This window comes from Janthinobacterium sp. 64, assembly GCF_002813325.1.
GTDB lineage: Bacteria > Pseudomonadota > Gammaproteobacteria > Burkholderiales > Burkholderiaceae_D > Janthinobacterium.
Map to the genome: position 1 here is coordinate 2,308,528 of NZ_PHUG01000001.1, position 25,268 is coordinate 2,333,795.

20 protein-coding genes are annotated in these 25,268 nt (G+C 64.6%); 8 read left to right on the forward strand and 12 right to left on the reverse strand.

The annotated features are described in order from the left end of the window. Position 1 precedes the first annotated feature (1 nt). Entirely contained in the window at positions 2–1,411 is a 1,410-nt protein-coding gene (locus tag CLU91_RS10110; protein WP_232730699.1) for an FAD-binding oxidoreductase, read from the forward strand. Here CLU91_RS10110 and CLU91_RS10115 read toward each other — a convergent pair whose 3' ends face one another. The 4 genes from CLU91_RS10115 to CLU91_RS10130 form a co-directional block, all read right to left on the reverse strand. Then, positions 1,412–1,891, reverse strand: a complete 480-nt coding sequence (locus CLU91_RS10115; protein WP_232730700.1) for a GNAT family N-acetyltransferase — start codon at positions 1,889–1,891, stop codon at positions 1,412–1,414. 40 nt (positions 1,892–1,931) lie between these two features. Beyond that, positions 1,932–5,069: an error-prone DNA polymerase gene (locus CLU91_RS10120; RefSeq protein ID WP_100874049.1), complete on the reverse strand. Its 3,138-nt coding sequence runs from the start codon at positions 5,067–5,069 to the stop codon at positions 1,932–1,934. 112 nt (positions 5,070–5,181) lie between these two features. Then, positions 5,182–5,532, reverse strand: coding sequence for an HVO_A0114 family putative DNA-binding protein (locus CLU91_RS10125; protein ID WP_100874050.1), 351 nt, complete (start codon positions 5,530–5,532; stop codon positions 5,182–5,184). Next, positions 5,529–5,894: a toxin-antitoxin system TumE family protein gene (locus CLU91_RS10130; protein ID WP_100874051.1), complete on the reverse strand. Its 366-nt coding sequence runs from the start codon at positions 5,892–5,894 to the stop codon at positions 5,529–5,531. The genes CLU91_RS10125 and CLU91_RS10130 overlap by 4 nt, the downstream gene beginning before the upstream one ends. A gap of 144 nt (positions 5,895–6,038) precedes the next feature. On the opposite strand from CLU91_RS10130, the gene CLU91_RS10135 reads away from it, so the two are divergent. Next, entirely contained in the window at positions 6,039–6,833 is a 795-nt protein-coding gene (locus tag CLU91_RS10135) for a PhzF family phenazine biosynthesis protein (RefSeq protein ID WP_100874052.1), read from the forward strand. 176 nt (positions 6,834–7,009) lie between these two features. After that, positions 7,010–9,421, forward strand: a complete 2,412-nt coding sequence (locus CLU91_RS10140) for a TonB-dependent receptor plug domain-containing protein (RefSeq protein WP_100876672.1) — start codon at positions 7,010–7,012, stop codon at positions 9,419–9,421. A gap of 83 nt (positions 9,422–9,504) precedes the next feature. Here CLU91_RS10140 and CLU91_RS10145 read toward each other — a convergent pair whose 3' ends face one another. Both CLU91_RS10145 and CLU91_RS10150 read right to left on the reverse strand, forming a co-directional pair. Beyond that, positions 9,505–9,894 (reverse strand): GNAT family N-acetyltransferase, encoded by a 390-nt coding sequence (locus CLU91_RS10145; protein ID WP_198521298.1) that lies wholly within the window; start codon positions 9,892–9,894, stop codon positions 9,505–9,507. A gap of 113 nt (positions 9,895–10,007) precedes the next feature. Further along, a complete protein-coding gene (locus CLU91_RS10150) occupies positions 10,008–10,493 on the reverse strand; it encodes a hypothetical protein (protein ID WP_198521299.1) in 486 nt (161 codons plus the stop codon). Positions 10,494–10,679: 186 nt separating this feature from the next. Here CLU91_RS10150 and CLU91_RS10155 point away from each other — a divergent pair, with 186 nt between their 5' ends. Beyond that, on the forward strand, positions 10,680–12,878 hold the full coding sequence (locus CLU91_RS10155) for an OsmC domain/YcaO domain-containing protein (protein ID WP_100874055.1): 2,199 nt from the start codon (positions 10,680–10,682) through the stop codon (positions 12,876–12,878). Positions 12,879–12,900: 22 nt separating this feature from the next. On the opposite strand, the gene coaD is transcribed toward CLU91_RS10155, so the two are convergent. From coaD to CLU91_RS10185, 6 genes are all read right to left on the reverse strand, one after another. Beyond that, complete coding sequence (gene coaD / locus CLU91_RS10160) at positions 12,901–14,049, reverse strand: pantetheine-phosphate adenylyltransferase (RefSeq protein ID WP_100874056.1); 1,149 nt, start codon at positions 14,047–14,049, stop codon at positions 12,901–12,903. 94 nt (positions 14,050–14,143) lie between these two features. Continuing rightward, positions 14,144–15,478: an ATP-binding protein gene (locus tag CLU91_RS10165; protein WP_046685864.1), complete on the reverse strand. Its 1,335-nt coding sequence runs from the start codon at positions 15,476–15,478 to the stop codon at positions 14,144–14,146. Positions 15,479–15,480: 2 nt separating this feature from the next. Next, on the reverse strand, positions 15,481–16,140 hold the full coding sequence (locus CLU91_RS10170) for a response regulator (protein ID WP_010400558.1): 660 nt from the start codon (positions 16,138–16,140) through the stop codon (positions 15,481–15,483). An 81-nt stretch (positions 16,141–16,221) separates the two neighbouring features. Then, positions 16,222–17,727, reverse strand: a complete 1,506-nt coding sequence (locus tag CLU91_RS10175) for a Do family serine endopeptidase (RefSeq protein WP_100876673.1) — start codon at positions 17,725–17,727, stop codon at positions 16,222–16,224. 270 nt (positions 17,728–17,997) lie between these two features. Further along, on the reverse strand, positions 17,998–18,456 hold the full coding sequence (locus CLU91_RS10180; protein ID WP_100874057.1) for an Hsp20 family protein: 459 nt from the start codon (positions 18,454–18,456) through the stop codon (positions 17,998–18,000). 159 nt (positions 18,457–18,615) lie between these two features. Further along, positions 18,616–18,837 (reverse strand): helix-turn-helix domain-containing protein, encoded by a 222-nt coding sequence (locus CLU91_RS10185; protein WP_157814669.1) that lies wholly within the window; start codon positions 18,835–18,837, stop codon positions 18,616–18,618. Positions 18,838–19,124: 287 nt separating this feature from the next. Between CLU91_RS10185 and CLU91_RS10190 the strand changes: the two genes are divergently transcribed. The 4 genes from CLU91_RS10190 to CLU91_RS10205 are packed head-to-tail and all read left to right on the forward strand — an operon-like array spanning position 19,125 to position 25,243. Next, entirely contained in the window at positions 19,125–19,742 is a 618-nt protein-coding gene (locus tag CLU91_RS10190; RefSeq protein WP_100874059.1) for an RNA polymerase sigma factor, read from the forward strand. Then, complete coding sequence (locus CLU91_RS10195) at positions 19,735–20,349, forward strand: hypothetical protein (RefSeq protein ID WP_100874060.1); 615 nt, start codon at positions 19,735–19,737, stop codon at positions 20,347–20,349. Before CLU91_RS10190 ends, CLU91_RS10195 begins: the two co-directional genes overlap by 8 nt. Before the next feature lie 5 nt (positions 20,350–20,354). Further along, the gene (locus tag CLU91_RS10200; RefSeq protein WP_157814670.1) at positions 20,355–22,034 is read left to right on the forward strand and encodes a caspase family protein; all 1,680 of its coding nucleotides are present in this window, start codon (positions 20,355–20,357) and stop codon (positions 22,032–22,034) included. After that, positions 22,031–25,243: a CHAT domain-containing tetratricopeptide repeat protein gene (locus tag CLU91_RS10205; RefSeq protein WP_100874062.1), complete on the forward strand. Its 3,213-nt coding sequence runs from the start codon at positions 22,031–22,033 to the stop codon at positions 25,241–25,243. The genes CLU91_RS10200 and CLU91_RS10205 overlap by 4 nt, the downstream gene beginning before the upstream one ends. Positions 25,244–25,268 lie beyond the last annotated feature (25 nt).

A 25,268-nucleotide genomic window follows, 5' to 3' on the forward strand; every position in this document is an offset into this window, starting at 1 on the left:
CGTGAATCAAACTGACCAGTTGGCGGTACTGAAAAAACCGCTGCCAGAATCCCTTTCTGCCGTACTTTCCCTGATCTTTGCCGACCGCTTTTCCATGACGCAAGCCATGCGCGCACACCATGGCCGCGACGAGTCGAGCTATCCCCCCATGCTGCCCGATGCCGTTATCTTCGCCCATTCCACCGAGGAAGTGGCGGCCGCCGTCAAACTGTGCAGCGCACACGACGTGCCCGTCATCGCCTATGGCAGCGGCACCTCGCTCGAAGGCCATGTGCTGGCCCTGCATGGTGGCGTGACGATTGATCTGTCGCAAATGCACCAGATGGTAGCAGTGCATGCTGAAGACTTGACGGCCACCGTGCAGGCGGGCGTGACGCGCAAGCAACTGAACGAGGAAATCCGCGGCACGGGCCTGTTCTTCCCCATCGACCCGGGCGCCAATGCGTCCTTGGGCGGCATGGCGGCCACGCGCGCCTCGGGCACGAATGCCGTGCGCTACGGCACCATGCGCGAAAACGTGCTGGCCCTGACGGTGGTCACGGCCGATGGCCGCATCATCAAGACGGGAACCAGGGCGAAAAAATCGTCGGCCGGCTACGACCTGACGCGTTTGTTCGTCGGCAGCGAAGGGACGTTGGGCATCATCACGGAAGTGACCGTGAAACTGTATCCGCTGCCGGAAGCGATCTCGGCGGCCGTGTGCTCGTTCCCCGGCACGGGCGAAGCCGTCAGCGCCGTGATCCAGACCATCCAGATGGGTATTCCTGTGGCACGGGTCGAGTTTCTCGATGAAAATGGCGTCAAAGCCATCAACGCCTACGACAAGATGGCGCTGCCAGTGAAACCGCTGCTGCTGTTTGAATTCCACGGCACGCCGGCCAGCGTGGCCGAGCAGGCGCAGCTGGTGCAAGCCATCACGGCGGAGCACGGCGCCAGCGATTTCGAATGGGCCAGCCGCCCCGAAGAACGCTCGCGCCTGTGGGCTGCGCGCCACAACGCGTATTTCGCCCTGCTGCAGATGCGCCCCGGCAGCCGCGCCATTTCCACCGATTGCTGCGTGCCGATTTCGCGCCTGGCCGAATGCATCCTCGCCACCAAGGCCGATTGCGAGGCGCAGGGTCTGATCTACGCCATCATCGGCCACGTGGGCGACGGCAACTTCCACGTGCAGATGCTGGTCGATCCCGATGATCCGGCCGACATCGCCCGCGCGGAAAAGGTCAACAGCGACATGGTCACGCGCGCCATCGGCATGGACGGCACCTGCACGGGAGAACACGGCGTGGGCATGCACAAGATGGCTTTCCTGGTGGAAGAACATGGAGAAGGCGCCATCGACACCATGCGCGCCGTGAAGCACGCGCTGGATCCGAAGAACATCATGAATCCAGGCAAGATCGTGCGCTGGTAATCAGGCCGTCAATTCCATGCGCATCGGCACAAACGCGATGCCGCCCGTCTCCACCTTCGGCCCCGTGGCGACAAAGCCCAGGCTTTCATACAGGGGCAAGGCGTAGGCCGAGGAGTTGACGGTAAATGCCGTCACGCCGCCCCTGACCAGCGACGCATCGCGGGCAGCCTGCCACAAACGGCGCGCCATGCCGCGCCGGTGCAGGGCGCGCGGCACGAACATATGGAACAGGTGCGTGTTGTCGCGCATGGCCACCACGCCGGCCAGTTCGCCGTCGATGTGCGCGAGCTGATACGCGTAGCGCGACTGCGACAGATAGCCTTCGATGGCTGGCTGGCGGCAATGTTCGATGAACTTTTCCGCCCCCGCACCGTCCGGGTGCAAGGTCAGAAAAGGCATCAGGTCGTCGATCAGCGCGACGATGGCGGGCGCGTCGGCAACCAGGGCGGGACGCAATGTCGGTTCGGGTAAAGTAGTCATGATGATAATCATGCCATCGTCTGGACGATGTTGACAAGCATCAACAGAAATCGCGGCTGCTGGTCCGCAGCCGCCCCAGCAAATGCGACATGTCGACCAGACGCTTGGCCACCAGGTTGCGCACGATGCCCTCCCTTTGCCACACGCCGTACACGCCCAGCAGCGGCGCGCTCAGCACTTCGCGCCGCTGGCTTTCCACCAGGTCGGGCCAGACGATGACGTTGACCGTGCCCGTCTCGTCTTCCAGTGTCATGAAGATCACGCCCTTGGCCGTGCCCGGCCGCTGGCGCACGGTGACGATGCCGCAGGCGCGCGCCAGCTGGCCATGCGTGTAGCTGGCCAGCGCGGATGCGGGCAGAAAGCGCTCCTCCAGCAATTGTGCGCGCAGCAGCGCCAGCGGGTGGCGGCCCAGGGTCAGACCTTGCGAACGATAATCGCTGACGATGCCCTCGCCTTCCGTCGGCGCGGCCAGCACGGGCAAGTCTTCCTCTTGCGTGGTGGCGCGCAGCAAATCCCTGTCGGGCACGGCGCCGGCCGCCTGCCATAGGGCCGCGCGCCGGTGGCCCGCCAGCGCGTGCAGCGCATTGCCGGCGGCCAGCACCTGCAAATCATGGCGGTCCAGGCCGCCGCGCCGCGCCAGGTCGGCCACGTCGACGAAGGCAGCGATGGCGCGCGCATCCCCGATGCGCAGGGCGGCCTCGGCGCGCATGCCGAACAGGCTGTTCAAGCCCAGGCGCACGGCAGGCGCACTCCCCTCGCCTTCCAGGGTTGTCTCCCAGTCGCTGACGGCCACATCGACGGGCAGCACCTGCACGCCATGCCGACGAGCATCCTGCACCAGTTGCGAGGGACTGTAAAAGCCCATGGGCTGGCTATTGAGCAAGGCGCACAGAAAGGCGGCCGGTTCATGGCATTTCAGCCAGGAACTGGCATACGTCAGCAGGGCGAAACTGGCCGCGTGCGACTCAGGAAAACCGTATTCGCCAAAGCCCTCGATCTGGCTGAAGATAGCCTCGGCAAAACCTTTCTCATAGCCATTATCGACCATGGCATCGACGATGCGGTCATGGTAATTGTTCATGCCGCCCTTGCGTTTCCAGGCCGCCATGGCGCGCCGCAACTGGTCCGCTTCGCCGGGCGTGAAATCGGCGGCGATGATGGCCACCTGCATCACTTGCTCCTGGAAGATCGGGATGCCCAGGGTGCGTCCCAGCGCCTTTTCCAGGCCCTTCGGATAGTCGACCGGTTCTTTCTGCTGGCGCCGCTGCAGATACGGATGCACCATGCCGCCCTGGATGGGGCCGGGACGCACCAGCGCCACTTCGATGACGAGGTCATAGAATTCACGGGGCCGCAGGCGCGGCAGCATGCTCATCTGCGCGCGCGACTCGATCTGGAACACGCCGATGGTGTCGGCCTGGCACATCATGTCGTAGGTGACGGGATCTTCGGCGGGAATATCCTGCAAACGAAATTCCTCGCCGCGCCGTGCCCCCACCAGTTCCAGGGCACGGCGCAGGGCCGACAGCATGCCCAGCGCCAGCACGTCGACCTTCATCAAGCCCAGTTCCTCCAGGTCATTCTTGTCCCACTCGATGACGCTGCGCTCGGCCATGCTGGCGTTTTCAATCGGCACCAGGCGCGACAATTTTCCCTGAGCGATGACAAAACCGCCCGGATGCTGCGACAGGTGGCGGGGAAAACCCAGCAACTGCTGCGCCAGGCCAGCCCACTGCTGCGATAGTTCCGCCTCCGGGTCGAGCCCGCATTCGGCCAGGCGCTCCAGCAGATCGTGCTTGCCGTCGAACCAGCGGTGCGCCTTGGCCACCTTTTCCACGATGGCCAGGTCGATCCCCAGCGCCCGGCCGCTGTCGCGCAAGGCGCTTTTCGGACGGTAACTGATCACCACGGCCGCCAGCGCGGCCCGCTCGCGGCCGTATTTGCCGTAGATATATTGAATCACCTCTTCGCGCCGCTGGTGCTCGAAATCGACGTCGATGTCGGGCGGCTCGTTGCGCTCGCGCGACATGAAGCGCCCGACCAGACAATTGCCGCGCGCCGGGTCCACTTCCGTGATGTGCAGGCAATAGCAGACGGCCGAATTGGCGGCCGAGCCCCGCCCCTGGCACAGGATGTCTTGCGAGCGGGCAAAGCGCACGATGTCGTACACGGTCAAAAAGTACGCTTCATACGACAGTTCGGCGATCAGTTCCAGCTCCTGCTCGATCTGCTGCTGCACGTTGGCGGGAATACCCAGCGGAAAGCGGCTGCGCGCGCCCGCATAGGTTTCCTCGCGCAAATAGGTCGCCGGCGTGTGGCCGTGCGGCACCAGCTCGACTGGATAGTCATAGCGCAGGCTGTCGAGGGAAAATGTGCACTGCTTGGCGATGCGCACGGTTTCCGCCAGCGCTTGCGGCGGATACACATTGGCCAGGCGCAGGCGCGCGCGCAGATGCTGCTCCGCGTTTTGCGCCAGCGCATAGCCGCACTCACCCACGGGTTTGCCCACGCGTATCGCGCACAGGGTGTCGAGCAAAGGCTTGCGCGACCGCACGTGCATGCACACGTGGCCGACGGCCACCACGGACACGCCCAGCGCCTGCGCTACCTCTTGCACGGCGCTGCGGTGCGCGTCATCCTGCGCCCGCTGCAGCAAATTCAGGCCGATCCAGCTGCGCTCGCCGCCAAAGGTGGCCGCCATCCACACACCCTGCGCGCGCACGGTTTCCGGCTGGGCCGGATAGCTGGGCAGCAAGATCATCAGGCAGCCGGGCAGCCCCCGCAAATGGGCAAACTCCGCCGAAGGCGCGGCGAAATCGTCGGGCGTCAGCAAATAGCGCCCCTTGGCTGCCCGCGTGCGCGCCATGGTGATCAGTTCCGACAAATTGCCGTAACCGTCGCTGTCGCGCACCAGCGCCAGCAAGGACAGGGCCGGACTGCCGTCGGCCTGCGTCAAGTGAAAATGCGCGCCGATAATCAGGGGGAGGCCTGCCCGCTTGGCTACCGCATGCGCGCGCACGACGCCCGCCAGCGAGCACTCGTCGGTGATGGCCAGCCCCTTGTACCCGAGCTGGACGGCGCGCGCCACCAGCTCTTCCGCATGCGAGGCTCCATGCAGGAAGCTGAAATTGCTCAGGCAGTACAACTCAGCATACTCGGGTAAGACGGCGCCCCACATGATCTACCTCAATACTGTATATAAACACAGTATATTATACTCATCTGGAAAAGGTGGCCGGGAAGCGCAACGACTGTTGATTTAGAAAATCAACCGCTGAGAGCATGAAACGTCAATGCGCGACAATGCGAAACTCCGTCGCGGTGGCGATGGGGCGAACTTGATTGCGCTCCCGTTTCAGTTGCACGATGCCGTAGTTGGACATGGTTTTCAAGGTGCGCGACAGGTTGCTCGGTTTACGGCCTGTTGTCTCAGCCAATGCGGAGATGGATTCCGGTTGCGTTTCCAGAATCACGTGCAGCAATGCCCGGTTTTCGTCGCTCAGGACTTCCGCCAGCGATTTGATGGAAGTGAACCAGACTTTAGGCTCGTTCGGCTTCGGTTTATAGGTACCGCTAGCGATAGCCAACACGCGTTCGCGGATTTTCTCTTGCGGCATGATGCCAATAAAAATCGGTTTCATTGATTTTTCACCTCCAGCAAAACGCGGTCCACGTCAGCAAAGAAATCAGTAATGAGATGCTGCGCATCCTTGAATTCATAGGGCACTCCCTGATCCGACGGATGCCGGTGTTGATGGTCAAAAGCCACGATACGTCCCGCATATTTGAATTTCTTTGGCGGCTTTACCATGTGCGCATTGTCATAGCCGAGGATGCGTTTACCATACGGTTCGTGCAGCGTCAGAGAGTAGCGTATGCCGTGGGGTATTTCATCCGATACCTTCGTCCGCCTGGCCTCTATCTTGATCCAATAGCCGCCATCCTGATCGAGGATGCAACCGTCGAGGTCCAGCAATGTATCAATGGCAGGATCGATCCACATGCGACAAAGTATATCATCTGTTGATATACCACTTCTACGAAATGATCAATAAGCAGAGCCTTGGGACTACAGTCGACCAAGACATCCTGAAGCTTTGCACGGTTTTTCGCTTATGCTGGTGTTTTACCGTTCACATCGTCCGCCATGATTGTCCATCTCTTGAAATGTTTCGGCGCCGCACCCGGTGGCGGCAATGCGGCGCTGGTCGTGGAAAACGACCACGGCAGCGAATCGGCGCGCCAGACCTTCGCCCGCGAGCGGCAGGTCAGCGCCTGCGTCTTCATCGACCGGCAGGCGGACGGCGCGGAGGGATGCCTCGTGCTCGACTATTTTTATCCGCACACGCGCAGCCCCCTGTGCCTGCATGCCACGCTGGCCGCCGCACATGTGCTGCTGACGGCGCCTGGCGCGCCAGCAACCCTGACGGTGACGACGGCCATGCGCGGGCAAGCCTTGCAGCTGGTGCGCAACGCCGCCGGTCTATTCATCGGCCTGGCGCCGCAGCCGGCGCCGGCCATCATGCTGGAAAAATATGTGCCGTCCGAACTGATGGGCCAGCACATGCACTTGCTGTCGCCGCCCGTGATCGCCTCGGTCGGCAGCCCGAAGCTGCTGCTGGAAGTGGCCGACCGCACCACCCTGCGCGCGCTGCGGCCGAACCTGGAACTGATCGCCGACTGGAGTACCTTGCATCAGGTTAATGGCTGCTATGCGTATTGCCGCACGGGCGAAAACGAGTTTGAAGGGCGCAACTTCAACCACCTCGACCCGGCGCTGGAAGACAGCGCCACGGGCGTGGCGGCGGGCGCGCTGGCAGCGCATTTACAACAGTCGCTGAGTCTGTCGCAGGGCCACGTGACGGGGCAAGACTGCTTGATCCAGGCACAGTACGGCGAGGGAACAATCTGGGTCGGCGGCATGGTGCAGGCAGGCACCTGAACGGGGCATCATGCACCAGCAGCATGCAAGAAAACAAGGGGGATCGCCACAGCCAACAAGGAAACAACAGTTAGCTGTAATTTGTAACAACAAAGCAAATTAACACTGGTGGACGATGAAATGATGGCACTAGAATCGAGTGACGAATCTAACCCATCAGCCACTTGGAGATCTGCGTGCCGACCCTCACCACCTTGCGTAAAGCCGTCCTCATCAGCCTCTACGGCAGCGCCGCCCTGGCCGTCTTTGCCCCGGCCGCCATGGCGCAAACCACGGACACAGGCGGCAGCGCCGCCGATGCAGGCGCCGTGCAAACGGTCAGCGTGGTCGGTTCGCGCCGGGTCGCCAGTTCCGCCACCGACACCATGGTGCCGGTCGATATCATTCCGATTTCCAAGGTGGCCGAGCAAGGCGGCCAATTCGACCTGGCGCAATCGCTGCAATACATTTCTCCCTCATTCAACTCCACGCGCCAGTCGGGCGCCGACGGGGCCGACCTGGTCGATTCAGCCGCCTTGCGCGGCCTCGGTTCCGACCAGACCCTCGTGCTGGTGAACGGCAAACGACGCCATACGACGGCCCTCGTCAACCTGTTCGGCGCGCGCAACCGCGGCAACACGGGCACGGACATGAATGCGATTCCCTTGCTGGCGATCAAGAACGTGCAAGTGCTGCGCGACGGCGCCGCCGCCCAGTACGGCTCGGACGCCATCGCCGGCGTGATCGACATCGAACTCAAGAAAAGCCTCGGTTGCGAAGCGGTGGCCGGCTACAGCCAGTATTCGGCAGGCGACGGCAAGAATTACATGACCTCGGCCTACTGCGGCATCGCGCTGGGCGACAAGGGCACCCTTGCGATTACCGGCGAATACCTGGACCGGGGCCGCTCGAACCGGGCCGATGCGGACAGCATGCGCATCATCGGCGACACCAAATCCAAAAACAAAACCCTGTACGTCAATGGCGACTACGCCACCAGCGGCACGGGCAAGCTGTACTTCACGGCCGGCGCGCAGACGCGCGACGCCTCGAGCGCCGCGTTCGGCCGCGACGGCATCGGCAGCGTTGACGTCCCTGCGCGCAATTCGGCCGCCATGTACCCCGATGGTTTCGTGCCTTTCATTAACGGCAAGATCGACGACCAGTACGCCACCATCGGCCACCGCAGCCAGATCGGCGAATGGCATGCGGACTTTTCGCAAACCTATGGCTACAACAAGATGCGCTACGACGTCAGCCATACCTTGAACGCCTCGATCGCCAATCTCGACTTATTGAACGGCGGCAAGGGCGTCAGCGCCAGCAGCTTTGACGCGGGTGGTTTCTCGTTCCAGCAACTGACCAGCAACGCCGATTTCAGCCGCTATTACGACACCGTGATGCGCGGCATGAACGTGGCCTTCGGCGCCGAATACCGCAGCGAGGAATACAAGATCATGGCCGGCGAACCGGGCTCCTACAGCGACGTCGACGGCGTGGGCGTGGGCGGCAATGGCCGCAGCCAGGGCTTTCCCGGCTTCCAGCCCAGCGATGTGACGAAAGCCAAACGCCACAGTATCGCCGCGTATGGCGACGTGGAACTGGACTGGACGGAGCGCCTGAAAACCCAGGCGGCTTTGCGCTATGAAAAATTCAGCGACTTCGGTGCCACCGTGACGGGCAAGCTGGCCGCCAGCTATAAAGTGGCGCCGAACGTGCTGCTGCGCGGCTCGGCCAGCACGGGTTTCCGCGCGCCGTCGTTGCAGCAAGTATATTTCTCGTCCACCTTTACCGACTTCGTCGGCGGCGTGGCCACCGACGTGGTGCTGGCGCCGAATGGCGGCGCCGTCGCCAACGCGGCCGGCATTCCCAAGTTGAAAGAGGAGAAATCCACCAGCTTTACGTTCGGCACCACCTGGACGCCCACACAAGCCATTTCCGTCACAGCCGACCTGTACAACATCAAGATCAAGGACCGCATCGTGCTGTCGGGCCGTTTTAATGCCGGCAATTACCCCGACCTGGGGGCACGCCTGGCCCAGCTGGGCGTGACGGAAGCGCAATTTTTCGTCAATTCCGTCGACACGCGCACGCGCGGACTGGACCTGACGGCCTCGCACAAGGGTGAACTGGCCGGCAACCGCCTGAACACCTTCCTGGCCTTGAACCTGAGCAAAACGGAAGTAACAAAGGTCAAGACGCCCGCCTCGCTGACGGGCTTCGAGGATGTCTTGCTGTCCGAGCGCGAACGCCTGTTCATCGAACAGGGCGGCCCGCGCGCGAAAGCCACCCTGGGCTTCGACTACATCACGGGCAAGCTGGAGTCCGACCTGCGCGTCATCTACTTTGGCCCGCAAACCCTGGGCACCTTCAGCGGCACGGCCAATGGCGTGCCGAACGCCCGCTACGCGGCCAAGACCTCGGCCGACCTGAGCTTTACTTACAGCATCAGCAAGAACACCAAGCTGACCTTTGGCGGCAACAACATCTTCAACGTCAAGCCCACCACGCAAAACGCAAACGAGACGGATAACGGTTTCAAATACGACAGCGTGCAGTTCGGCCTGAACGGCGCCTCGTACTTCGGACGGCTGTGGGTGAAGTTCTGATCACCGTGCCTGCGTAAGAAAACAGCGGAAAACAGCGGCTGCGCCAGCATGGGCAGCCGCTGTTTTTATGTCGGCGTCACCATTCAATGCTCATCGCCTGCATAGATCCACATGGGTTCTGTTTTCCCGGCGCGCACGAAGCCCATGGATTCGTAGAACGCGATGGCCTTGCCGTCCGCTGTCAGCATTTGCTGGTGAAACCCCGCGTATTTTTCCAGCATGGCCGCCATCATCTTTCTGCCGACGCCCTGGCCTTGCGCCAGCGGATCGACGAGCATATGTGGAAAATAGACAACCAGATGGCCATCGGAAATGGCATTGCCGATGCCAATCAATTTGCCATCTGCGCGGGCCGTCACCAGGCTGTGGGAATTGCGCAGCGCGGCCATCAATTCTTTTGGTTTTTCTGCGGACGACCAGTGATTGGCCTTGTAGAGATCAATCACTTCTTGCTCAGCGATCACATCATTCATGGAAATTTGCATCGGCACGGCCTTCTTTATGGATGACGCTGACCTTCGCAATGGGAAGGCTTGAGCGTTTCGATAACATTACCATCTATTGTATCGTTCCACGCCCACCAGTTTCACATCTCATACACGCCCATGCTCCAGTAGCGGCTGCCTTGCCTGTTGCGGGCAAGCCAACCCAATGCCTGCAACTCCTTGCCGATCAGGCGATTCATGATGCCATGTCCGACCAGCAGCACAGGCCCCTTGGCGGCCAGCGCAACAAGCCGCTCGGCGGCAATCCTGGCGCGCCGCCGGCTTAGCGTCAGCGAATCGGCTCCGCGCGCATAACCGAATAACCAGAGCAGGCGAAAAATCGCTGCCCAGGCTGCAGGCGGCAGCCAAGGTGCTCTCCAGAGCGCAAAAGGCAGCCCGGCCTCGGTGAAAATCGCCTCTTGCATGAACGGCAAGTCACCCAGTGCCCTGGCCGACGAGCATGCCCTTGGTGCCGTGCTGGCCACGATAGTTGACGCCGATAGCGCTGCCATGGCGCACTCTGCAGGTATGCCATTGTCTTTGATGAGCGATTGGTTGTAGAGATCAATCCACGCTCCCATTTGCATGGGCGCTATCCAGCCCCCCTTGGCGAGGCCAGGCTCGCCGTGACGCATCAGTGTTATTCGCATGTAGTCAGATAGCCTCGCACATTTATCAGTCTGTTCAGCACGGCCGCAGTGAACAATGTTTGCCCTGCGGCGGAAAGCACGGATAATAGCGCCTAACTCATAAGCACAGTATTGGATTACCTCATGGAAATTAAAGTCAACTTTCTCGACAAGCTGCGTCTCGAAGCCAAGTTCGACGATTTTACCGTCATCGCCGACCAGCCCATCCGCTACAAGGGCGATGGCTCGGCGCCTGGCCCGTTCGATTACTTCTTGGCATCATCGGCACTGTGCGCGGCCTACTTCGTGAAGTTGTATTGCGATACGCGCAATATTTCCACCGAAAACATCCGCCTGTCGCAAAACAATATCGTCGATCCGGAAAACCGTTACCAACAGATTTTCAAGATCCAGGTCGAGCTGCCGGCCGATATCTCGGCCAAGGACCGCCAGGGCATCCTGCGCTCGATCGACCGTTGCACGGTGAAAAAAGTGGTGCAAGCAGGGCCAGAATTCGTCATTGAAGAAGTCGCGAACCTGGACGCCGATGCGCAATCCTTGCTGATGCTCAATCCGACCAGCGAAGCCAGCACCTATATCGTGGGCAAGGATTTGCCGCTGGAACAGACCATCGCGAATATGTCGGGCCTGCTGGCGGGCCTGGGCATCAAGATTGAAATCGCCTCGTGGCGCAACATCATTCCGAACGTGTGGTCGCTGCATATCCGCGACGCGCACTCGCCCATGTGCTTTACCAACGGCAAGGGCGCGACCAAGGAAAGCGCGCTGGCATCGGCCCTGGGCGAGTATATCGAGCGCCTCAGCAACAACCATTTCTACGCCGGTTCGTTCTGGGGCGAGGACATCGCCAACGCGGACTTTGTCCATTACCCGAACGAGCGCTGGTTCAAGCCGGGCCGCAAGGATGCGCTGCCGAAAGAGATACTCGACGAGTATTGCCTCGACATCTACAATCCCGATGGCGAGCTGCGCGGCTCGCACCTGATCGACACCAACTCCGGCAATGCCGAGCGCGGCATCTGCTCGCTGCCGTATGTGCGCCATTCCGATGGCAAGGTCGTGTATTTCCCCTCGAACCTGATCGAAAACCTGTACGTCAGCAATGGCATGAGTGCCGGCAATACCCTGGTTGAAGCGCAGGTGCAATGTCTGTCGGAAATTTTTGAGCGGGCCGTCAAGCGCGAAATCCTCGAAGGCGAAATCGCCCTGCCCGACGTGCCGCAGGACGTGCTGGCGAAATACCCGGGCATCCTGGCCGGCATCGCCGGCCTGGAAGAACAGGGCTTCCCCGTGCTGGTCAAGGATGCGTCGCTGGGCGGCGTGTACCCGGTGATGTGCGTCACCCTGATGAACCCGCGCACGGGTGGCGTGTTTGCCTCGTTCGGCGCGCACCCGAGCCTGGAAGTGGCGCTCGAGCGCAGCCTGACGGAATTGCTGCAGGGCCGCAGCTTTGAAGGCCTCAACGATTTGCCGCAGCCGACCTTTGCCAGCGAAGCCGTCACCGAACCGAACAACTTCGTCGAACACTTCATCGATTCGAGCGGCATCGTCTCGTGGCGCTTCTTCAGCGCGAAAGCTGATTACGATTTTGTCGAGTGGGATTTTTCCGGCCACGGCGAGAACTCGAATGCCGAGGAAGCGGCAACCCTGTTCGGCATCCTCGCCGGGATGGGCAAGGAAGTCTACACGGCCGAGTACGACCAGCTGGGCGCCACCGCCTGCCGCATCCTCGTGCCCGGCTATTCGGAAGTGTATCCCGTCGAAGATCTGATCTGGGACAACACCAACAAGGCGCTCCTGTTCCGCGCCGACATCCTGAACTTGCATCAGTTGGACGATGCCAGCCTGGAAGACTTGCTCGAGCGCCTGGAAAACAGCGAGCTCGACGAGTACGGCGACATCGCCACCCTGATCGGCATCGAGTTTGACGAAAATACGGTCTGGGGCCAGCTGACGACGCTGGAACTGAAGCTGCTGATTCATCTGGTTCTGCAGCAGTTCGAGGAAGCGAAAGAGCTGGTGGAAACCTTCCTGCAGTACAACGACAACACGCTCGAACGCAAACTGTTTTATCAAGCCTTGAACGTGGTGCTGGAAGTGGAACTCGACGACGAGCTGGAACTCGACGATTACGTCGTCAATTTCCGCCGCATGTTTGGCGACGCCCGCATGGACGCGGTGCTGGGCTCGATGGACGGCAGCGTGCGCTTCTTCGGCCTGACCCCGACCAGCATGCAACTGGAAGGCCTCGACCGGCACCAGCGCCTGATCGACAGCTTCAAGAAGCTGCACGCGGCGCGCGCCAAGTCGGCGACCCGCTAGGACAGCAAGCGGCTGACGGGAGTCAGCCGCTTGCCAGCGCCGCGATCTCCTTCTGCATGTTTTCAATCGCCCGCGCGTTGTACTGGTCGGCGAAATACGCATCGCCAAACAGCTGGCCCGCCTGCGCCTTGCTGCATAAATGCTGCAGCGCCAGGCCCCGCTGCGCGTTGAAGCGCACGGGGTCCACGTGCGCGTATTCTCTTCCGATGGCTTGCGTATAGGCGTGATACACCTCGTCATCCTGCCCCAGGATGGCCAGGTCGGCGCTGAGCATGGCGTCCTTCAGCGCGTGGCTGATGCCCGGCCCCTGGAAATGGTCGGTGGCGCGTATCAATTGCGCCACATCAAGGTTGTCGCCCGCATCGAGGCCGCTGGCCAGCCACAGCTGGGCACTGGCCTCTTCGCTCGAATACAGGGCCTCGTCGTCGTGGCTGTAGACGGCGTCATGGAACCAGAACGCTTTCTTGACCAGCGCACTGTCGCGTTTGGGCGCATAGGTATTGTCGGCCCACACGCGGATCTCGGCCAGGCCGTGCACCAGATGGTCGAGGTTGTGATAATGGCGCTCCGCGCCGCCATACGCCTGTGGTCCCGTCAGGTGCGCGAACCAGTGATCCGCCAGCGCGATGTCATCTTGCGAGGCGGTCGCGTAATTCCACAGCGCTTCCCACTCCTTGCGCAGGCAGTCGAGTATCCACGCCTGGTAGGCGGGGCCGGGGACGAATTTTTTCATGGTCCAGTTCCAGCCGACAGGCCCTTCCAGCGCCTTGACGAAGCTGGAGCTGACGGAACCGAGGTCGCGCGGCGGCATGACGAAAATCGTCTTGGCGCCCGCAAGCACGTCCACATTCGTTTGCTGGATCAGGTTTTCATAGTCGAAATCGGCCGTCGTGCGGATGCCGCGGATCAGGTAGTCGCAGCCATGCTTTTTCGCCGCGCGCGCCGTGTAGTCGCCCTTGACGATGACCACCTGCACATTGTCCCAGCCGCACTCGCGCGCGCTCTGTTCGATGATGCGCTTGCGGTCTTCGGCGGGAAATTGGGGACGCTTGGCGGGGTTTTGCGACAGGAACACGATCACCTCGTCGGCGAGCGAACGCGCTTCGCCGATCACCCACATATGGCCATTGGTGATGGGATCGAGGGTGCCTGAAAAGCCGATCTTCTGCATGCTGCGCTCCGTTTGCTTGATTGCTTATTGCGCAGACAATATATGCCAGCGGCGCGCGCGTCAATGCAACATGCCAAAGATCATGATCAAAATATTATTTTTTCACGGCTTGCGGGAATTCCACGCGCACGCACAGGCCGCCCAGGCGCTCGGATTTGTCCAGCACCAGGCGCGCGCCATGGCGCTCGGCGATGGCCTTGATGATGGCCAGGCCCAGGCCGCTGCCGTTGGCGTCCGTGCCGGGCACGCGGTAGAAGCGGCTGAAGACGCGCTCGCGTTCCTCGGGCGGGATGCCGGGGCCGCTGTCTTCCACCGACAAGGTCACGCCGACGGGGCTGGCGCGCAGGTCGATATCGACCGTGCCGCCCTGCGGCGTGTACTTGATGGCGTTATCGACCAGGTTGCGCAGCATGATGTTGAGCGCATCGGCCTGCCCCGCCACCTTGGCCGCATCCATGTGATGCAGGCCCAGGTCGATCTTGCGCGCCTGCGCGATGCCGGCCATGTCGCCCAGCGCCCGCTTGACGACGTCGTTCAAGTCCACCGCCTGCAGCTGATCGCCGCTGGCGGCACTCGCTTCCTGGCGGGCCAGCACCAGCAGCTGCTCGACCAGGCGCGTGGCCCGCTCGATGCCGGCGCTCACGCGACTGATTGCCAGGCTGCGCTTTTCTTCCGATTCGGCCCGCTCCAGGCTCAATACCTGCAGCTTCAATGCCGCCAGCGGCGTGCGCAATTCATGCGCGGCGTCGGCGACAAAATGCTGCTGCGCGTCGAACGCCGTTTTCACGCGGCCGAACAGCAGGTTCAATTCATGCACCAGGGGGCGCACCTCGTCGGGCAAGCCCGCTTCCGAGACGGGAGATAAATCGTCGGCCTGGCGCGCCGCCACCTGCTTGCGCACGCGCGAAACGGGTGCCAGCGAACCGCTGACGACCCACCAGACCACCAGCATCAGGATAGGCGCCATCAGCGCGATCGGCCCCACCGTGCGCAGCGCCAGGCTGCCAGCCATGCGCTTGCGCACTGCCATGTCCTGGGCGATCTGCACGGTCTGGGAACTGGTTTGCACGGAGAAGATGCGGTAGGTGGTGCCGTTGGCTTTCACATTCGAAAAGCCCAGCACGGCGCGCTGCGGCAGTTCCGCGCGCGTGATCGAACGGAACACCTGCACGCCGTCCGGCGTCCACACCTGCACCACCATGTCGTTGTTGACGGGGTCGGCCGGCAAGGCTTGCGCATGGTTGGCCAGCGGCGCGCCGGAGCGCAGCGACAGGGCCATCTGCTGCATGTGATAGTCGAAAATCTGGTCGGCGTCGTACAGGGCGCTGCGGTAGGCGATCGACGCCTGCGCCAGGGCCGCCATGATGATGGCCGCCAGCAAAAACCACAGCAGGCGGCCGCGCAGCGAATGCGTCACCGTGACCTTCATCCTCATGCCTTGGGCACCATGTAGCCGAGGCCGCGCACGTTCTGGATCAAGTCGCTACCCAGCTTCTTGCGCAAGCCGTGGATATACACTTCCACGGCATTGCTGTTGACTTCATCCTTCCAGCTGTACAGTTTTTCTTCCAGCTGCGCACGCGACAGCACGATGCCGGGGCGCGCGATCAAGGCTTCCAGCACGGCCCATTCGCGCGCCGACAGGTTGACGGGATGGCCTTCGGCGATCACTTCGCGCGTCAGCGGATTGATGGACACGCCCTGGTGCTCGAAGATCGGTTCCGGCCGGCCCGAGGCGCGCCGCAGCAAGGCGCGTATGCGCGCCAGCAGTTCGTCGAGGTCATATGGTTTCAAGACGTAATCGTCGGCGCCCGCGTCGAGCCCCGCGATGCGCTGCTCGACGGCGTCGCGCGCCGTGGCCACCAGCACGGGCGTGTCGAGCTTGCGCAAGCGCATCGAGCGCAGCACGTCGAGGCCATCCTTGCGCGGCAAGCCCAGGTCCAGCAGCACCAGGTCATAGGTCTGCGTCTGCAGGGCCGTATCGGCCATGTCGCCATCCTTGACCCAGTCCACCGCATAATGCTCGGCGCGCAGCAAATCGAGCACCACCTCGCCGATCATCGTGTCGTCTTCTACCAGCAATAGCCGCATGGCTGCTCCTTTTTTTATTGATTAGCCCCACAGCGGAAGGCTGGGGTCAGACCCGGCGGGTCTGACCCCGGTACTCATTCATTAGCCTAAACGTACGGGAATAAAAATCTTGTCCGGTCCCCGCTGTATCAGCAAGGCGACCGACTTGGCGGATTTTTCCACCACGTCGCGCACCTGCTCGACCGTGTTGACGGGATGGCCATTGACCGACAATAACACGTCGCCCGGCTGCACTCCGGCATTCGCCGCAGCACCGCCCGCGTCTTCCACCAGCAGGCCGGCGCTGATGCCCGCCTCGCGTTTTTCATCCGATTGTAACGGACGCAGGGCCAGGCCCAGCTTTACCTTGCCGGCGGCGCCGTCGCTCTTCGCCACTTCGGCCACCTTGTCGGCCGCATTGCCCAGGGTCGCCGTCAGGCTGACGATCTTGCCGTCACGCCAGACATCCATGCTGATCTTGTCGCCTGGCAAGGACGTACCCACCAGCGCCGGCAAGTCGGCCGAAGCGATGATGCGCTGGCCATTCACCTTGCGCACCACGTCGCCCGACTTCAGGCCCGCCTTGTCGGCCGGGCTGCCCCGCTCCACGTTGGCCACCAGCGCGCCTTCCGGCGTGGCCAGCTTGAACGAGTCGGCAAAGCCCTGGTTGACTTCCTGCACCGTCACGCCCAGCTTGGCATGGCTGGCCTTGCCGGTGGCGACGATCTGGTCCTTGATGCGACCCGCCAGGTCGATCGGAATGGCAAACGACAAGCCCTGGAAGCCGCCCGTCTGGCTGTAGATCTGCGAATTGATGCCGACCACTTCGCCCCGTGTATTGAACAGCGGGCCACCCGAGTTGCCGGGGTTCACCGCCACGTCCGTCTGGATGAACGGCACATTGCTGTCGTCGGGCAAGGAACGGCCCTTGGCGCTGACCACGCCGGCCGTTACCGTGCTGTCGAAGCCATAAGGAGAACCGATGGCCAGCACCCATTCGCCCACTTTCAGGTCGCTCGAATGGCCGAGCGGCACGATGGGCAGGTTGTTGGCGTCGATCTTCAATACTGCGATGTCCGTCTTCGGATCCGTGCCCAGCACCTTGGCGCGGAATTCGCGGCGGTCGTTCAGCTTGACGGTCACTTCGCGCGCATCGCGCACCACGTGGGCATTCGTCATGATGATGCCGTCCGGGCTGACGATGAAGCCGGAACCGAGGCCGTGCGTGGGCACGTCGCGGCCACCGCGCTGCCCGCCTTGCGGACCCTGGAAGCGGCGGAAGAATTCGAAGAACGGATCGTTGCCGAAGTCGTCGTTGCCGGCCTGGGCCGATGGGTCGTAGGCCACCTTGGTGCTGCCCGTGACGCTGATGTTGACGACGGCCGGGCTGTTGCGCGCGGCGATCTGGCTAAAGTCGGGCAAGGCCACCAGCGGCGCGCTGGCGGCAGGCGCCACGGCGGCAGCCACGGGGGCGGGGGCGGCGACATTCGCGCCGGCATTATTCTGATGCATCACCATGGCGCCACCGGCGCCCAGCACACCGATCGCGGCCAGCGCGGCTACGGTGCGTTTGATTTTCAGCGATGCGGTATTCTTTTGCTGTTCCATGAATTGCTCCTCATTCAATGAGATTTTGATGTATGCAATAGTGGGCCACGAGTCTTAGGCGGTGCTTAACATTTTTCCATTTGGAAACAGGCGTTGGCGCCTTTAAGCATCGCTTAATCTGGCGCGCCGCATGGCGGGCGATGGAGGGGCTACGGGGCCTGGACGTGACACTGGCCGGATCAACCGGCCAGTATTTTACTGCATGGGAGGGTGCCTTCCTGGCTGCCCGGGCGCCCGAGAGGCGCCGCAGTCAGCTCAGCTCAGCTCAGCTCAGGCTGCCTGGCGCTGTTCCAGCACGCTGACGGTATCGCCGCCGGTGCCGATCTCGATCTTGCGCGGTTTCAGCGCTTCCGGCACTTCACGCACCAGGTCGATGGTCAGCATGCCGTTTTCAAACGTGGCGCCCGTGACCTTCACGTGGTTGGCCAGCTGGAAACGCTGTTCGAAATCGCGGGCAGCGATGCCGCGGTGCAAGAACGTGCGCTCGACGCCATCTTTCTGCTTGCGGCCCGTGACGTGCAGCGAGTCGCGTTCGGTGATGATGTCGATCTCTTCGCGCGAAAAGCCGGCCAATGCCATCACGATGCGGTATTTATCTTCCGATACCAGTTCGATGTTGTAGGGCGGGTAGCTGGGCTGCGCATCGGCGCGCTGTTCGTTGAGCAGCTGTGCCAGGCGGTCAAAGCCAATGGCGGAACGGTACAGGGGGGCAAGGTCAAAAGTACGCATGATAAATATCCTTTTCAAATGAAGCGATAAGAGGGGCGGACCTCACCGTGAGCATCCGCTTGCTACCAATCTAAGGACGATCAAGCGGCCTTCAAGGCCTTGAAAAAGACGATTTTTGCCCCAGTGCCGAAAATATTTTGCGGCTTGCCGTGCGGCGGGCTAGTCTTCGGTGCGCAAGGCGCAGGCCAGCGCCGTCCGGTTGCTCACGCCGAGCTTGCGGTAAATCACATGCAGCTGGTTGCGCACGGTGGCTGGCGACTTGTCGAGCGCGCGGGCGATCGATTTGTACGGCGTGCCGCGCATGGCCATGGCCGCCACCAGCCGCTCGGCCGGCGTCAGGCGCTGCATGGCGACGTTGCCGGAGAGCATATTTTCATGCATGGGCTGGCTCCCCGCCCCGGCTGGCATCGCGCAAGGTCTTGTCGCGTTTTCTCATGATGGGACTGTCCTTTTCGGCTTGGCGGACCAGCGGCAATGCGGCCCTTCATGCTCTTGTTCGCAGCGCGCCGCCATCCGGTTCAATCTTTTTGCAATGAAATTGCGCCAGCCCCTGCGCCCGCGTCTTTGCAGGCATCTCCCTTAACAATACGGCACTATTTCCCCGGTGCTATAATCGCCACGACGCCCTTGCCTGACGCTCCCATTCAACCTGTCCCGCCCCCTTCACCATGAGCGCATTGCCAGTCAACCCTGCCGAACTGCTCGCTGCCATGGCAGCAGGCGACCAGCGCGCGCTCGATATCCTGTACCGCGCCTGGTCGCCGCGCGTGCGCGTGTTTGCGCGCCTGCAACTGTCCGGCTCGGGGCTCGATGTGCACGCGGTCGCCGACGAAGTCACGGTGGACGTGTTCCACGATATCTGGCGCGCGCCCATGCGCTACGACGGCCGGGTGGCGTTCGGCACCTGGCTGCTGACCCTGGCCCGCAACAAGGCCATCGACCAGATCCGCCGCCACGGCAAGCGCCTGGCACGTGAAGTGCCGCTCGACAACGATAGCGAGGAGCCGGCGCAGCAGGAGCAGGCGGATTACGATCCGGGACCACAGGTGGCGCGGGAGAGTTTGCAACGGCGCCATGCCGTGCTGAAATGCCTGCTGCGTCTGCGCAACCCGATGCAGCGCGAAAGCCTGACCCTGTGGGCCATCGACGATCTGTCGGTGGCCGATATTGCCCATATTCAACAAGCACCGGAAGGCACCGTCAAGACGCGCTTGTTTCATGGCCGCCTCAACTTACGCCAGTGCATACAGCGCTGGTTTGCCCAGGAAGGCGGCCGCCATGGCTGAGTCCATCGATCCTCAGGAACAGGCGCTGCGCGAGATGCTGCCCGACTACCTGAATGGCCATGCCCCCGCAGACGTGGCCAGCCGCATCGCCGCCAGGCTGGAACACGATCCGGACTGGGCCGCCGATGCCGGCTGGCTGGGCGAGATCCGCACCGCCATCGAGGCCGAAGCGGCCAGCATGGATCCCGCCGCAGGCCTGGCGCAACTGCATCGCCGCCTCGAACGCCCCGGCTTCTGGCGCCGCTGCTGCCAGCGCCTGTCGCTGCCAGCACTGGCGCCAGTGGCCATCACGGCACTGGCCAGCCTGTGCATGGGCCAGGCGTGGCTGCTGTGGCAGCAACCTGCCCCGGCGGATCAACTGCGCTGGCGCAGCGTGCCAGGTGCAGTGGCGCCGCCGGCCAGCCTGCGCGTGCAATTCCTGCCTGGCGCCAGCATGGCCCAGGTCGCCGCAGCGCTGGAGCAGGCACAGGCAGGCATCGTCGCCGGCCCCCTGCCTGACCACAGCTATCTGCTCGATGCGGCCGACCCGCCCGCAGCCCTGCAAAGCCTGCGCGCGAGCGGCGTGGCCGGCGAGGCATCGCGCGTCGACGCGCGCACCGCGCCATGAGACGGATGCGGCGCCGGCAAGCATGGCTGCTGCTGTCCTGCCTGCTGGGCGGCGCGGCGCTGGCCGGCGAACGCCACGCGCTGCTGATCGGCGTGGGCGCCTTGCCGGCCATGCCGCGCGGCAGCTGGCTGGCCGGTCCCACGGCCGACGTGAATGCCATGCGCGCGGCGTTGCGGCAACAGGGTTTTGCCGATGAACATATCTACCGCCTGGCCGATGATGCGGGCGCCAGCCAGACGCCCACGCGCGCAGCCATCCTGGCGCGCCTGGCGCAGCTGGAAAAGACGCTGGGCAAGGACGATGTCCTGCTGCTGTACTGGTCGGGCCACAGCGTGCTGCTGCCCGTCTATCCGGGCCAGGCAGCCGCGCCGCAAGGACGGCGCACGCGCTTGCTGACGCGCGACAGCCAGGTCAGCCATCAGGGGCGGCAGCTCGATGGCGGCGTCGGCAGCAGCGAACTGGGGCGCGCCATCGATGCGTTTGCCGCGCGGCAGACACAGGTCGTGGCCATATTCGATACCTGCCATGCGGCGGCCGGCACGCGCAGCGGCGACGGCCTGGCGTGGCGGGGGCTGGCGGCGACCGACATTGGCTGGCGCCCGGCCCCTGGCAAGGGCACGCCACCCGACGAACCGCAGGCGCGGCCCCGTCATGTCGCCTTTTTCGCCGCCGAAGCCCAGCAGCGCACGCCGGAGGCCGCCACGGCCGCCACGCCGGGTCTGGCAGCGGGCTTGTTTACCCGGGCCGTCATCGCCGCCTTGCAGCGCCAGCCACCAACCTATGCCATGTGGGCCGGCGGCGCCACGCAGCAATACAGGAACGCATTGCAGGCTTACCAGCTGCCCCGCTCGGCCTGGCCTTCGCCCGTGTATGCGGGGGCGCTCGACGCGCCGCTGTGGCAGGGCGGCGGCAGCGGCCCTGCGCAGCTGTGGCCCGTGCAGCGCGATGCGCAGGGCTGGCAAGTGCCGTATGGCCTGCTCGACGGCATACGCGAGGGCGACCTGTTCCGGCAGGCTGGCGCGCACTGGCGCGCCGCCACGGTCGGCTGGGGAGAAACGCGGCTGACGCTGCTACCGGACAGTGCAGGCGCCGCAGCGGGCTGGGCCAGCCGCACGCCCGCGCCGCTGCCTGCGGGATCGATACGCCCGGGTAAACAGGGTGAGCGTCTCGCCGCCCTGCTGGCGCTGCCCGCCACGCCGGGCCCGCCCCTGCTCGACGCGCGCATCGAACTGACCCTGCCGGGCAAGGCGCCGCGCCAGCTGGCATTCGCCGATGGCGACCTCGGCGTGCTGCCGGCCGGCACGCGCATCCGCCTCAGCGTGGAAAACCGCAGCGCCGCTTCCGTCGACCTGGGCCTGGCGCACTTGCCGCTGGACGGCCCCGCCGCGCGCATCTATCCGGCGCTCGACGGCGACAGCAACCGCATGCCGCCCGCCATCGGCGCCGGCGTCAGCCGCTTCGAGCGCAGCTTCGTCGTCAGCGGACCCCACTATGGCGTGGAATGGCTGGCGCTGGTGGCGGCACCGGCGGCAAATGGCAGCCTGCCGCGCCGCTTCGCCATCATCGAAGCGTTGCCGGCCCTGCCAGCCACGCGCGGCGCGGCCAACGTTGCCGTCCCCGTGGCGGAAGCGGGCAACCCCGACCGGGCCCAGGTGGCCCGGCTGTCCTGGCGCTCCGTCCAATGAAGCGCCTCGTCCTGGGCCTGCTGCTGGCCGTATCGGCCTTGCCGCAAACGGCATCGGCCGGCACCTGCCAGGCCGTCATCGCGCCATGGCTGGCGCAGGCGAACGACGCGAACGAGAAGGAGCAGCCGGCCGTCTCGCTGCCCCTGTTCCAGCGCAGCGTGGCCGCCTGCCGCGCCGCGGACGACCGGGCCGGCATCGCCACCGGCCTGCTGGGCGTGGGCCAGAGCCTGCACATGCTCAACCGCTACGCCGAGAGCGAACAGGCCTTGCTGGAAGGCTGGGCCATCCGCCAGGCGCTGGACGACGGCGATCCCGGGCGCGAAAGCATGTACTACCCGAGCGAACTGATGTACCTGTACCGCCAGTGGAGCCGCTTCGACCTGGCTTGGCAATGGGGCGACGTCGCGCTGGCGGCGAAAGCCCGCCTGATCGGCAAAGACACGGTATCGTATGGCACCAGCCTGTCCAACCTGTCCGGCGTGGCGCTGCAGACCAAGGAGTATGCGCGCGGCCTGCCGTATGCGCGGCAAGCCATGGAAACGTGGGCCCGCACCTCGGGCGAGGACAGCACCGACCATGCGTGGGGCATGCGCGACGTGGGCGTGCTGCTGCTGCGCATGGGCCGCATGGAAGAAGCCTACGGCTACCTGGAGCGCGCCTACCGGATACGCCTGGCGGCCTTCGGCGAAAACCGCACCGAGACGCAAACGAGCGTGACCGACATGGCCAACTGGTACACCCTGAGCGGCAACGACCGCCAGGCGCTGGCGTTCGCCCAGCGCGCGCTGGCCATCGCGGTGCAGCGCTCGGGGGCAGACTCGATGCAGGCCAGCGTGGCCCTGAACCGCCTGAGCGGCATCCACCTGCGCTTGGGCGAAAGCGGCAAGGCATGGCAGGAGGCGGAGGACGGCCTGCGCATCCGCCGCGCCCTGTTCGGCGACCGCCATGCCAACACCGTCAGCGCCTGGCAGGACGTGGCGCTGACGGCGCTGGCGGACAATCAGCTGGGCCGCGCGGAAGTGGCCGCCGCCGCCGCGCTCGAACATTGCCGCGCCGTGTATGGCGAGGCCGCCGCCACCTGCGCCGCGCACCAGCTCGCGCATGGCGGCGCGCGCATGGCATTGGGGCAGTACCAGCAGGCGCTGGAAGCGGCGCAGGCGGCGGCGCGGCTGGCCATGTCCGGCGGCCAGGCGCTGCCGGCCGACGAAGCCGATGCGCTGCTGCTGGCGGCGCAGGCACAGGCCGCGCTGGGACTGCAGGACGAGGCGGAAACGGCACTGGCCGGCCTGGAGGCGCGGCTGCTGCAAACGCCTCCCGCCACGGCCGGCATGCTCGACACGGTGCGCCAGGCGCACCTGCTGGCGCGCGCGGAGCACGCCGGCATCGGCGCGGCCGAACTGCAGGCGCTGGCGCGCGAGGCGGGCACCATGGCGCAGCAGCTGGCCGCCTCGCGCGGCGTGGCCCATCCCGCCCATGCACAGGCCTTGCTGGACGCGGCCGGACTCAATGCGCGCGCGGGCGATACCGCCACGGCGCGGTCCCAGGCGGCACGCGCACTGGCCATCGGCATGGCGCATGAACAGAGCATGCTCGAAGCGCGGGCAGCGGCGCAGCTGGGCGCGCTGGAACCGGACGCGGCCGGCATTTTCCTCGGCAAGCAGGCGGTCAATGCGCTGCAAGCCACGCGCGCCGGCACGGCCAGCCTGCCCGTGCCGCTGCGGCAGGGCTTTGTGCGGCAAAAACGCGCCGCCTACGGCCAGCTGGCGGACCGCCTGCTCGACCAGCGCCGCATCCACGAAGCGGAAACCGTGCTGGCCATGGTGCGCGAAGACGAATTCCACAGCCTGGTGCGCAGCGCCCCCGATCCGCGCGCCACGCGCCTCGGCTACACGGGCGCGGAGGGCGAATGGCAGCGCCAGTTCGAAGTGCGCGCCGCCGCCCTGCGCGCAGGCGCCCAGGCGCTGGCCGCGGCGCGCGAACGCCAGGCGCAGGGCCTGGCGCAAGCGGACGATGCATGGCGGCGGGCGAACGACGCCATGGCGCTGCTGCTCGATGACGCCACCGAAGCGCTGGCGGCGCTGCCGGCCGGCAGCGTGGCCACGCCCGCGCCGGCAGACAAGACTGGCAAGGCTGGCATGGCGCGGGCCGAACCGCTCAAGCGGGGCGTGCTGCACCTGACTTATCTGGTTACCGACACGCGCCTGCGCATCGTCGCGCAGCGCGGCGGACGGAGCGGCAGCACCATCCACGACGTGGCCATCGACGAGCGCGCGCTGGCGCAGCGCATCGCCCGCCTGCGCCGCAGCGCGCAAGACCCGGCACAGGACGCGCGCGCCGATGCGCAGGCGCTGTATGCGCTGCTGCTGGCGCCGGCCAGCCGGGAACTGGACGGCGCCACCTCGCTGTCGCTGTCGCTGGACGGCGTCTTGCGCTACCTGCCGTTCGCCATGCTGCATGACGGGCGCCGCTGGCTGGTCGAACGGCTGCCCGTCTCGCTGCATGGCGAACAGGCCGGCGCGCAAGCAGCGCCGCGCCGCGCGCCATCGCTTGCCCTGTTCGGCCAGACGCGCGCCAGCGGCGAACTGCCGGCCCTGCCCTTCGTGCAGCGCGAACTGCGGGCCGTGCAGGCGATCGGACACGCGGCGCGCATCCCCAGCCAGATCTACCTCGATGGCGACTTCACCGGCGCGGCGCTGCAGCGCGCGCTGCCCGCCAACAGCAGCGTGCACATCGCCAGCCATTTCGTGCTGCGCTCGGGCGCGGGCGCGGACTCCTATCTGCTGCTGGGCGATGGCGGCAAACTCAGCCTGGCGGAACTGGCGCAGGATGGCTACCGCTTCGCCGGCCTGGACCTGCTCACCCTGTCGGCCTGCGAAACGGCCGTGCCGGCCGGCACCGATGCCACGGGACGCGAACTGGAAGGCCTGGCCTGGCTTGCCCGCCAGCGCGGCGCGCGCAATGTGCTGGCCAGCCTGTGGCGCGTGCCGGACCAGTCGACGGCCACGCTGATGGGCGATTTTTATGCGGCGCTGGCGCAAGGCAAGGGCAAGCCGCAAGCCTTGCGCCAGGCGCAGTTGCGGCAGATCCGCGCCGCCCGGCAGGCCGTCACGGCGACGCGGGGCCTGACGCCGCTCGACGCCGCCGGCGGCAGCGGCGAGACGCGCGGCCATCCCTTCTACTGGGCCGGTTTCATCCTGCTCGGCTCCTGAACACCGCACTACGCAAGGCCGTTTT

Coding starts and splice junctions, on each gene's coding strand:
- CLU91_RS10135 (WP_100874052.1), top strand. CDS start 6,039: ATGATTGTCCATCTCTTGAAATGTTTCGGCGCCGCACCCGGTGGCGGC.
- CLU91_RS10145 (WP_198521298.1), bottom strand. CDS start 9,894: ATGAATGATGTGATCGCTGAGCAAGAAGTGATTGATCTCTACAAGGCC.
- CLU91_RS10165 (WP_046685864.1), bottom strand. CDS start 15,478: ATGAAGGTCACGGTGACGCATTCGCTGCGCGGCCGCCTGCTGTGGTTT.
- CLU91_RS10125 (WP_100874050.1), bottom strand. CDS start 5,532: ATGAAACCGATTTTTATTGGCATCATGCCGCAAGAGAAAATCCGCGAA.
- CLU91_RS10115 (WP_232730700.1), bottom strand. CDS start 1,891: ATGACTACTTTACCCGAACCGACATTGCGTCCCGCCCTGGTTGCCGAC.
- CLU91_RS10185 (WP_157814669.1), bottom strand. CDS start 18,837: ATGCATGAAAATATGCTCTCCGGCAACGTCGCCATGCAGCGCCTGACG.
- CLU91_RS10120 (WP_100874049.1), bottom strand. CDS start 5,069: ATGTGGGGCGCCGTCTTACCCGAGTATGCTGAGTTGTACTGCCTGAGC.
- CLU91_RS10130 (WP_100874051.1), bottom strand. CDS start 5,894: ATGTGGATCGATCCTGCCATTGATACATTGCTGGACCTCGACGGTTGC.
- CLU91_RS10205 (WP_100874062.1), top strand. CDS start 22,031: ATGAAGCGCCTCGTCCTGGGCCTGCTGCTGGCCGTATCGGCCTTGCCG.
- CLU91_RS10170 (WP_010400558.1), bottom strand. CDS start 16,140: ATGCGGCTATTGCTGGTAGAAGACGACACGATGATCGGCGAGGTGGTG.
- CLU91_RS10200 (WP_157814670.1), top strand. CDS start 20,355: ATGCGGCGCCGGCAAGCATGGCTGCTGCTGTCCTGCCTGCTGGGCGGC.
- CLU91_RS10150 (WP_198521299.1), bottom strand. CDS start 10,493: ATGCAAATGGGAGCGTGGATTGATCTCTACAACCAATCGCTCATCAAA.
- CLU91_RS10175 (WP_100876673.1), bottom strand. CDS start 17,727: ATGGAACAGCAAAAGAATACCGCATCGCTGAAAATCAAACGCACCGTA.
- coaD (WP_100874056.1), bottom strand. CDS start 14,049: ATGCAGAAGATCGGCTTTTCAGGCACCCTCGATCCCATCACCAATGGC.
- CLU91_RS10190 (WP_100874059.1), top strand. CDS start 19,125: ATGAGCGCATTGCCAGTCAACCCTGCCGAACTGCTCGCTGCCATGGCA.
- CLU91_RS10155 (WP_100874055.1), top strand. CDS start 10,680: ATGGAAATTAAAGTCAACTTTCTCGACAAGCTGCGTCTCGAAGCCAAG.
- CLU91_RS10195 (WP_100874060.1), top strand. CDS start 19,735: ATGGCTGAGTCCATCGATCCTCAGGAACAGGCGCTGCGCGAGATGCTG.
- CLU91_RS10180 (WP_100874057.1), bottom strand. CDS start 18,456: ATGCGTACTTTTGACCTTGCCCCCCTGTACCGTTCCGCCATTGGCTTT.